Source organism: Kutzneria sp. 744 (assembly GCF_000568255.1).
In the GTDB taxonomy this organism is placed as follows: Bacteria; Actinomycetota; Actinomycetes; order Mycobacteriales; family Pseudonocardiaceae; genus Kutzneria.
In genome coordinates this window covers 8,629,132-8,638,134 of the sequence record NZ_KK037166.1, presented here as the reverse complement: position 1 = coordinate 8,638,134, position 9,003 = coordinate 8,629,132, and the positions used below count along the sequence as shown (strand labels likewise).

Annotated in this window: 7 protein-coding genes; 1 reads left to right on the top strand and 6 read right to left on the bottom strand. The window is 69.9% G+C overall.

Going from position 1 to position 9,003, the window contains the following annotated elements:
- Positions 1–974: SAM-dependent methyltransferase (locus KUTG_RS39855; RefSeq protein ID WP_063753627.1), on the top strand; the 974-nt coding region annotated here is incomplete at its 5' end.
- 281 nt (positions 975–1,255) lie between these two features.
- Here the strand turns inward: KUTG_RS39855 and KUTG_RS39850 are convergent.
- The 6 genes from KUTG_RS39850 to KUTG_RS39825 form a co-directional block, all read right to left on the bottom strand.
- Positions 1,256–2,296 carry an IS630 family transposase gene (locus tag KUTG_RS39850; protein ID WP_043715403.1) on the bottom strand — a complete coding sequence of 347 codons (1,041 nt, stop codon included), beginning with the start codon at positions 2,294–2,296 and terminating at the stop codon, positions 1,256–1,258.
- Positions 2,297–2,625: 329 nt separating this feature from the next.
- Complete coding sequence (locus tag KUTG_RS39845; protein WP_052395944.1) at positions 2,626–3,504, bottom strand: aminoglycoside phosphotransferase family protein; 879 nt, start codon at positions 3,502–3,504, stop codon at positions 2,626–2,628.
- Between the two features lie 106 nt (positions 3,505–3,610).
- Positions 3,611–4,672 (bottom strand): cytochrome P450, encoded by a 1,062-nt coding sequence (locus KUTG_RS39840; protein ID WP_157495105.1) that lies wholly within the window; start codon positions 4,670–4,672, stop codon positions 3,611–3,613.
- Positions 4,669–5,316: a GNAT family N-acetyltransferase gene (locus KUTG_RS59515; RefSeq protein WP_043724382.1), complete on the bottom strand. Its 648-nt coding sequence runs from the start codon at positions 5,314–5,316 to the stop codon at positions 4,669–4,671. Before KUTG_RS59515 ends, KUTG_RS39840 begins: the two co-directional genes overlap by 4 nt.
- Positions 5,313–6,005 carry a LuxR C-terminal-related transcriptional regulator gene (locus tag KUTG_RS39830; protein WP_232241209.1) on the bottom strand — a complete coding sequence of 231 codons (693 nt, stop codon included), beginning with the start codon at positions 6,003–6,005 and terminating at the stop codon, positions 5,313–5,315. Before KUTG_RS39830 ends, KUTG_RS59515 begins: the two co-directional genes overlap by 4 nt.
- Positions 6,006–6,213: 208 nt before the next feature.
- Positions 6,214–9,003 (bottom strand): helix-turn-helix transcriptional regulator (locus tag KUTG_RS39825; protein ID WP_052395943.1); only part of this gene is annotated, 2,790 nt, incomplete at its 5' end.

Sequence of the window (9,003 nt, the reverse complement as noted above, 5' to 3'; positions counted from 1 at the left end):
CGGGGAGGTCCGGACTCGTCGAGGCGTACGTGACCGGGCACCTCGATATCGACGGCGACTTCGCCGCCGGGCTCCGCCATTGCCGCGAACTCGTCGCCCACGTCCACGCCCAGGGTCCGCCAGGTCCCGCTCACTGGCCCCGGCTGATCGGCCTGATCGCCCGCACCGGCGTCGGCGGCCGGCGCCCGCCCGTCGAGACCGATCGCCCCACAGTGGACTTCCCCGCGTCCATTTTGGACGACACCTTGGCTCGTTCCTGCGGCTACTGGACTTCTGACGGTCCCGAGTACCACCTGTCCGACGCCCAGCAGGACAAGCTCGATCTCGTGTGCCAGAAGCTGGCTCTGACCAAGGGAATGCGCCTGCTCGACGTCGGCTGCGGCTGGGGATCCCTCGTGCTGCACGCCGCCGAGCACTACGGCGTCACCGCCACCGGCATCACCGTCTCCCCCACCCAGTGCGACTTCGTCCGCGCCGCAGCCGCCGAGCGAGGCCTGTCCTCCTCCGTCACCGTGCAGCGCATCGCCCCTCGCGACATCACCGACGGTCCCTTCGACGCCGTCGCCTCGATCGAGACCGGCGAACACGTCAGCGACAAGGACTATCCCGCCTACTGCGCCACCCTGCACCGCCTCCTGCGCCCCGGCGGCCAGTTGCTCATGCAGCAGACCTCCGGCGGCGGCATGTTCACCGGCTCCTACATGACGCCCGCCATGGCCACCCGCCCCGTCGAGCGCACCCTCTCCCAGCTGCGCGACGCCGGCCTGGAGATCAAGGACGTCATGTCCATGCGGGAGCATTACGTCCGCACCATCGACGCCTGGCGCCACGCCCTCGACGCCAACTGGGACGACATCATCACCCGCACAGGCCCCACCCGCGCCCGCATCTGGCGCCTCCAGCTGGCCGACAACGCCCTCGCCTTCGCCGACGACAAGATGAGCGTCCACCAGATCCTCGCCGTCCGGCCATAGGTGAGGTCCATCTCGCCGAGCGGAGTGAAGTTGGCCGGGCGGAATGAAGCTGGCCGACAGCCGCGACCTGGCGGAACCGACAGATCAGAGAAACCAAGCAGAGCCGGCGACTCCGCTGTCGAGGACCGCCAGGCCCAGAAAGACCAGATCTGGCCGCCAACCCAGGCAAGCGAATCCTCCAGGCCCAGAGCAAGCGACCAGGGCCACAAGCTCACCTGCGCGCCCCCAGCAACGCGAGTCACGCTCTCGGGCGGGCGAGTCCCGTCCTCGGGCCCACCCACCTAAGCACCTGGCCAAAAGTCTTGTCCGTAACCTTCGGGTAGCCAGGGGCTGGTCCAGGGGGCGGCGGTGATCAGGTTCTGCTCGGTGGTCCGGTGGCGGAAGTAGGCGTGTGCTTGGCGGACGCGGCCGGCCATCGTGGTTGGCGCGGTGTTGGCGATGTGGTGTTTGAGGCCGGCCCAGACGCGTTCGACGGGGTTGTCCTGCGGGCTGTATTTGGCGCCCTCGATCAGGGTCAGGCGTGGGTGCTTGGCCAGCCAGCGGCGGGTGATTGCGCTGTGGTGGGTGCTGCCGTTGTCGCAGATGACCGCGACGACGGGTGCGTGGGGGTAGGCGTTGAGTAGCTGGTGCAGGAAGTAGCAGAACACGACGGAGACGTTCTTGACGGAGACGTGGTGGTGCCAGGCGCCGGTGGCGAGGTTGACCGCGCCGTGGAGGGTGCGGCGGATGTTGCTGCCGGGGGTCAGGATGTGGTGGCGCAGGCCGGTGGGCATCCAGCACGATCGGACGCGTGGTAGCAGGTCGAGGTGGGTTTCGTCTTCGGCCAGGACGATGGATCCGGTGGGGAGTGCGGCGACGCGGGCGGCGATGGCGGCGCAGGTGGTGTCGTGGTCGGGGTCGCCTTTGGCGATCAGGCGGGGGCGTCGCCAGCTGGCGTGTTCACGGAGGCGTCGGTAGAAGGTGCGCAGGCTCATCTCGGGGCGTCGGGCGGCGTGCCAGAGTCGTGCGGTGGTCCAGGCTTTCGGGGTTTGTAGCAGGGTGTGGATGCGTTGCCCGAGGGTGGGGCTGCCGAGGCGGGGGCGTCCGCTGCGGGCTCGGTCGGGTAGTCCGCTGATGCCTTCGTTGGTGTGTCGTGTGATCCAGCGGCGCACTGTGACTGGCTCGTAGTGCAGGAGTTGCGCGATCTCGGGCGTGCTCATTCCGGACGCGGACAGCATGACGATGACGATGCGGGTGGCGACTCGGCAGGGTCCGTGCAGCGCGGCGACCAGTTCGAGGTGTTGGGCGGGGGTTATGTCGGCGTAGACATGCGCGGGGCGCATACTGGTGGTGGCCTCGTCGGGTCGGTTGTGTGTGGTAACTCAATCCAACCCGACGGGGCTCTTCGCGTTCGCGGCAAGGTCAACTCATGGGGTTACAGACACAACTTCTGGCAACCTGCTTAGCGCAACCATGCTGAAAAATGCCCGAGGGCGGAACTCGCCCCGGCGCCCGAGAACGTGACTCGCGGGGGTTCGCCACCAACCGGCGAGTCCCGCGCTCAGACAGCCATCAACTCAACACATGCTTGCCCCAGAGCGGGACTCGCGGATCTGCCCGAAACCGTATTTCGGTGTGCCCGAGAGCGTGACTCGCGGAGGGAATCAGCTGGCTACCCCAGCAAGATCTCACCCAGTACCCGGCGGGCCTCCAGCGCGTCGGCGTCGGAACGGCCCTGGGTCTGGCGGCAGGTGACGAGGGCCTTCCACAGGGCCCAGCCCCGGCCCCGAAGCCAAGTCCCCTCGTCGACGGGCAGCCGGTCGCGGAAGGCCTCGCGGCTGGAACCGGTCAGCAGGGTCCAGGCGATGGCCAGGTCGCAAGAGGGGTCGCCGACGCCACAGGTGCCGAAGTCGATGACGGCCGCCAACTCACCGTCCCGCAACAGAAGATTGCCCGGGGCGAAGTCGCCGTGGAACCAGACGGAGACGCCGTCCCAAGAAGAGTCCAAAGCCGCAGCCCAGATCTGGCGGGCCGAGGCGACGTCGATGTGACCGGACAGAGCCGAAAGCGAGCGCTCCACCTGGGATTCGTAGGTGCGAAGGGTGGCACCGCGGAACCAGTTGTGCTTGCCCGGCGGAGGACCATCGACGGCGTCGACGGACTGGAGGGCGGCGAGGAACCCGGCAAGGTCAACACCCAAGCGAATGGGGTCGGAGACACCATCCACGCTGGCGGGAGAGCCAGGAAGCCAGCGGTAGACCGACCACGGGAAGGGGTAGTCGGAGCAGGGACGGCCCAAAGCCAACGGGACAGGAATGGGCAAAGGCAAGACAGAAGCAAGGACCGGCAGCCAACGGTGTTCCTTGGCGACGGCCAGGGCGTACTCGGCGGCGCTGGGCAGACGAACCACCATGGAGTCACCGAGGTGGAAGGTGAAGTTGTCCCAACCGCCGCGAGACACGGGCCGAACGGGCAGCCCGGCCCACTGCGGGAACTGCTCGGCGATCAACCGGCGCACCTGGGAGGTGTCGACGGTGATGCGCTGGGGCATCGGCCCGAGATCGGGTGTGCTGCTCACAGGCCATCGACTTCCGGTAGGAAAACGGACTGCCCGAAACCTACATTCACCCTGCCGGAGAGCGTGACTCGCGGGGGGTTCAGAGCCAGTGGACGGGGAGCGAGACGGGGCGGGGTTCGGCGGCGCCTTCCAAGACCACCACGTCCGACGGGTCGACGGCCAACCGCACGCCAGGGTAGCGGAAGGCTATGCGCTCCAAGGCAATGGTCAGCACCATGACCGCCAGCTGGGAGCCGGCGCAGAAGCGTTCGCCCACGCCGAAGGCCATGTGCCGGTTGTCGCGGCGGGCCGGGCAGAACTGCTCGGCGTCGACGAAACGAGCAGGGTCGCGGTTGGCGGGGCCGGTGGCGGCCAGCACGACCTCGCCCTTGCCGACGACGACGGAACCGATCGGCACATCCTCCAAGGCGCAGCGGGAACGCAGGGTGCCGCCGAGGGGCGAGAACCGCAGCAGCTCGTCGACCAGGCGCCGGACCTCCACCCGGGACGAGGGCCACGAAGAGAAGCCGGGACCGGCGGTCAACAAGGTCAACACCGCGTTGGCGATGCCGGCGACCAGGGTCTCGTAGCCGGTGGCCAACACGGTCGCGGCCAGCGGGGCCGGCACGGCGGCGGTCACGGTCAATGCCGTCAACAGGTCGGCCTGCGGCTCGGACACCCGACGCCGGGCCAGGCCCTCCAGGTAGTCGATCAAGGCGCACTGGGCGTCCTCGACCACCGAACCCGGAAACCTGTTCAACGACAACACGATGGACGACCACTCGGCGCAACGTGAGTAGTCCTCAGCAGGAACTCCCAGCCAGGAGCCGATGGCCCACATGGCCAACGGCGCGGCGTAGGAGCCGACCAGGTCGCCGGAAATCGCAGAAAGCAAGGAATCCGCCTCACCCGCAAGGGAATCCCGCAGCAACCGGCTGGGGCACATACGCATGGCGGCCAGGAGCTCGTCACGCAAAGACGTGTGCACGGGCGGATCGGTGGTGAACAGCAGCCCCGGCAGCAAACGCCCGGACCGGGTGGTCTCGCCACCGGAAGCCAGCGGCGCCTTGCCGAAACGGGCGTCGGACAGCACGAGGCGCACGTCGGCGTAACTGGTCGCGAGCCAGGCGGGATGACCGGTCGGCGTCAGAACCCGTTTCACGCCACCGACCACCCATGCTGACCCAGCCACCGACAGCCGTTGTCCACGGCCCGCCGGGCGTCCACCTCGACCAGCACCACGGGAACCCCGCAAGGTCCCAGCGGCAGCGGCTCGGTGAGCACCCGCCCGCCGAAGGCAACCGCTGCCGGCACCGTTGCCGACAAGCAGGTCACCACCAGCCGGGCGCTGCCGCCATGCCGAAGCCACCATCGGCACGCCGCGTGCACCACGGCCGTCAACACCCCATGAGCCCGTTGCTCCGGCACCACCAGAGCCCGCCCGACGACCGCGAAACGCCCGGGCGCCACCACGGACGGCACACCGGAGAAGTCGTCGTGCAGATCGCCGGAGTGCTCGGTGTTGGCGGTCAGCCGAAGGCTGCCGACGGGCCGGTCGTCCTCGGTGCACAGCAGCTGCACCGCGTCCTCGTCGTAGGAGTCCCACACCGGGACACCCAGTCCCGTGAGCGTGTCACGGTAGTGCTTGTCCCGCATCTCCATCACCTGAAGTCTCCGCGGCAGGCTGTTGGCGATGCGCACGTCCAGCGCCCGCCCTGGCCGGCCGTAGCGGCCGATCACGGGGTCGAGCCGGTCGAACGCACTCGTCGCGGCCGCGAACAGGTCGTGGTCGCGAGGCGCGATCACTTCACGTAGTCCGGCAGCACGCGCGGCGGCCAGGTGGCCACGGACAGGATGCCCAGCGCGTAGGCCTTGGAGACCAGCGCGGGACGGTTGGGGGCCTTGAGCTTCCGCAGCATGGCGCTCACGTGGTACTCGACGCCCTGCCGGCTCAGGTAGAGCTGCGAGGCCATCTGCACGGTGGAGACGCCGGCGGCGACGCCTTCGAGGATGCGCGCGTCCACGTCGGTCAGGACCTTGCTCTGGTCGACGACGACGCGGCCGGACTTGGCCGGGTTGCTGGGCGTGATGAGGATGAGGATGGAGGCGGCGACCCGGTTGTTGGCCCGCACGGCGACGGCGGTGAGGTTGCCGGCGACGACGGTGCCGTCGGGGCGCATCGCGACGACGTGCTCGGTGAAGCGGCCGCGCTTGCCCTCGGTCAGCTTGGCGAACTGGCGGCGCAGCCCGGCCCGCACGCCGGGGTGCAGCAGATCGGTGAACTCGCGGCCGGTGACCTCGGGCGCGGAGCGGTCAAGCAGGTGGAACAGGTCGGCGTTCGCCTCAAGGACCCGATATGCCGGATCGAGAGCGGCGATGCACACTCCGGAACGCTCGAAAAGCGATCGGAAAAGGTCGTCGGACTGGTCGGCGACCATTCGCCGGTCGGCGAGTTCGGTGACCACGCTCAGTGGCCGACTGTAGGACTCGGACACGAGGACCCCCGGTTGTGTTGGCGTTGACAACGAGGCGGATAAGCCGTTCTTCGAGTACGGAACGATCGTATGAAGGCCATGTCGACGACGTCTACGGCGTGGGCACTAGTGGGCACTAACACTGTGGTCGTGCTTCTCTGTTGGTTCGGTGGGGTGGCAGGGGTGCGGTAGGTGCGGTTCGGTCCCCCGCACCCGTCTGACAACGATGTCAGTCGGTATGTCCGTGCATGGCCGCCACCAGCCCGGCGCGGCCGGGCACGGCCAGCTTGCGGTACGAGTTGGTCAGGTGCTTCTCCACCGCCCGCGAGGAAACACCCAGCTCATCGGCTATTTCCCCGTTGGTTCGGCCGGCCGCGGCGAGCATCGCGACCTTGCGTTCGGTCTTGGTCAGCTCGGTCCTCGGGGTGGTGGTACGGGTGGGAGTAGTGGTCCGTACGGGTAGCCAGGGGGTGGACTCGACCGAACCGGCCTGCCTCAGGTGCGCGTCCCCCTCGGCGCCGCCCAGCCGCGCCCCGAGGGCGTGCCGCGCGCGGGCCAGCTCGAGTTGGTGGGCGCTGTTCTCCAACGTTGTAACCGAGTCCCGCAGGAGTTGTTCGCCCTTGTCGCCGGGGGTGATGGCCCCCCACACCCGCAGCGCCCGGCCCATCGCCATGGCCGAACCCCACTCGCGGGCCATCTCGTGCTCGGTGCGGACGAGCTCGACGGCCTCGCCCTGCTCGCCGAGCTGGTGGTGCAGGCCGGCGGCCCAGCTGCGCCACGGCACGACGGCGGGGTTGCGCCAGCCGATGCGCTCGGTGCGCCGGCCCAGGTCGTAGAGGTGGTTGAGGGCCTGCCCGAGCCGCCCGTCGCGGGCGGCGAGCCAGGCCCGGACCATGTGCAGCGGCCACAGGCTGGGCAGCGCCTCGCCGCGTTCGGTGCACTTGGCCAGCAGCCGTTCGGCCAGGTCGACGGCGTCGGTCTCGATGGCCACCATGGCCAGGGCCTTGGTCGGCGCCGAGACGGTGCGCAGCCAGTCGGCGTCGGCCAGGGAGAGCCCCTCGGCGGCCGCGGCGCGGGCCTGGGCCAGCAGGCGGGCGCGCATGAGGATCATGGACTGGTGGGTGGTGATGATCGCCTGCGGCACGACGGCGTTCTGCCGGCGGGCCTGGCTCAGGGCGAGGTCCAGCCACGGCCCGGCGACGTCGTCGGCGTCCCCGGCGACCAGTGTGGTGACCACCAGCGGCACGGCGGCGTGCGAATGGCTGGCCACCGCGGGCTCGTGCTCGACGATGCGGCGGGCCAGCGGCACGGCCTCGGCCGCCGGCAGGCTGCCGCTCAGCGTCCCGGAATGCACGAGAACGGCCGCCAGCTCGCGCTCGCCGCGGGTCTCCAGCGAGGGATGTTCGCCCAGCTCACGCAGCCTTTCCACGGCCATGGCCAGCCGGGCCGGGTTGTCGGCCTGGGTGCAGCGGAACCGGGCCTCCAGCGACAGCGCCAGCTCACGGTCGGTGCCGGTCAGCTTGTCCGGATCCCCCAGCTCGGCCGCGACCTGCGCGATCACGTCCAGCACGGGCGAGGAGGCGACGCCGAGCAAAGGCGGCGCGATTCGCGCCACGGCCAGCGCTCGTTCACGCGTCGAACTAAGTAAGGGAACGGCCTGGGAAATGTGCCGGACGGCGGCGGCCGGATCGAACCAGCATTCCGCGGTGGCCAGATCGACGAGCAGCATGGCGCGATCGGGTCCGTCCGATGAACAATCGAGCAAAGCGCGCCGCAAATAGCGGGTGGCCACTTCGGGAGCGCCACGTGACAACGCGGTGTCGGCGGCCGCTCGGAGCACCAGAATGGTCCAGTCGTCCTGATCCGCGCTGATCACCAGCAGGTGCGCGGCCACCTGCTCGGCCGGGTAGCCGCCGGCGTGCAGCAGGGCCGCGGACCGCCGGTGCAGGCGCTCGGCGTCGTCGGCCCGCATGAGCTGCTCGACGGCGTCCTGCACGGCCATGTGCAGGAACTTCGGCACGGGCGTGGTGCAGGCCAGCAGGCCCATCCGGTCCAGCACCCGGGCCGCCTCCACGCAGCCGATCGGGTCCAGCTCGGACAGCTGCCCCAGCAGCTCGGCGTCGGCCTGCTCCCCCAGCACGGCCATGGCCTTGACGAAGGACTGGATGCCGGCAGGCTGGCTGCTCAGGCACGAGGTGAGCCGCTCGCGCAGCTGCGACGGCAGCAGGGTGCGGGCGATCGGGGCGTCGGCGGCGATCGGCCGGTAGCCGGAGACGGCCATGCCCAGCAGCACCGACATGAGGAACATCGGGTTGCCGTCGGAGACCTCGTGACAGGCCTGGACGAAGTCCTCCTCGCCGGGCTCGCCGAACTCCTCGGCCACCATCAGCCGGGTGCTGGCCAGCGACAGCGGCCCGGGGCGCAGCGTGCGGCGGGCGCCGTCGGTCACGGCCCGCACCAGCGGCCGCTCCGAGAGCGGATCGCCTTCTCGCACCGTGACGACGACGGTCACGCGGACGCCGCCCAAGCGCTTGGCCAGATACCCCAGCCACCGCAGGGAGGGCTGGTCGGCCCACTGGAGATCGTCCACGACCAGCAGCACCGGCCGCTGCAGGCTGATGTTGGTGAGCAGCATGAGCAGGCCGTGCAGGACGGTGTGCCGGACGCCGCCGTCGGGCCGGCCGTCGTCCCACCGCAGGTGTTCCCACTCCTGCGTCTCGTCCGGGCCGTCGAGGTCGTCGAACACCAGGCGGGCCGGTTCGGCCCCGCCGTCCAGCCAGGCGTCGCGCTGACGCTGGTCGACGCCGGCCAGCACCGGTTCCAGCAGCTGGCGCACGAGACCGAAGGCGAAGTCCTGTTCCAGCAGGGCCCCGTTGGCGCGCATCACACGCGCCCCCTGCAGGCCGGCGAGGCTGGGCAAACCACCGAGCAGCGCGGTCTTGCCGATGCCGAGCGGGCCGGTGATCACCATCAGCGAGCCGTGGCCGTCGGCGGCCGCCTGCAACGCCTCGGCGACCAG

Excerpts from the sequence above, each read along its gene's own strand:
- KUTG_RS39850 (WP_043715403.1), bottom strand. The coding sequence starts at position 2,296 with ATGCGCCCCGCGCATGTCTACGCCGACATAACCCCCGCCCAACACCTC.
- KUTG_RS39845 (WP_052395944.1), bottom strand. The coding sequence starts at position 3,504 with ATGCCCCAGCGCATCACCGTCGACACCTCCCAGGTGCGCCGGTTGATC.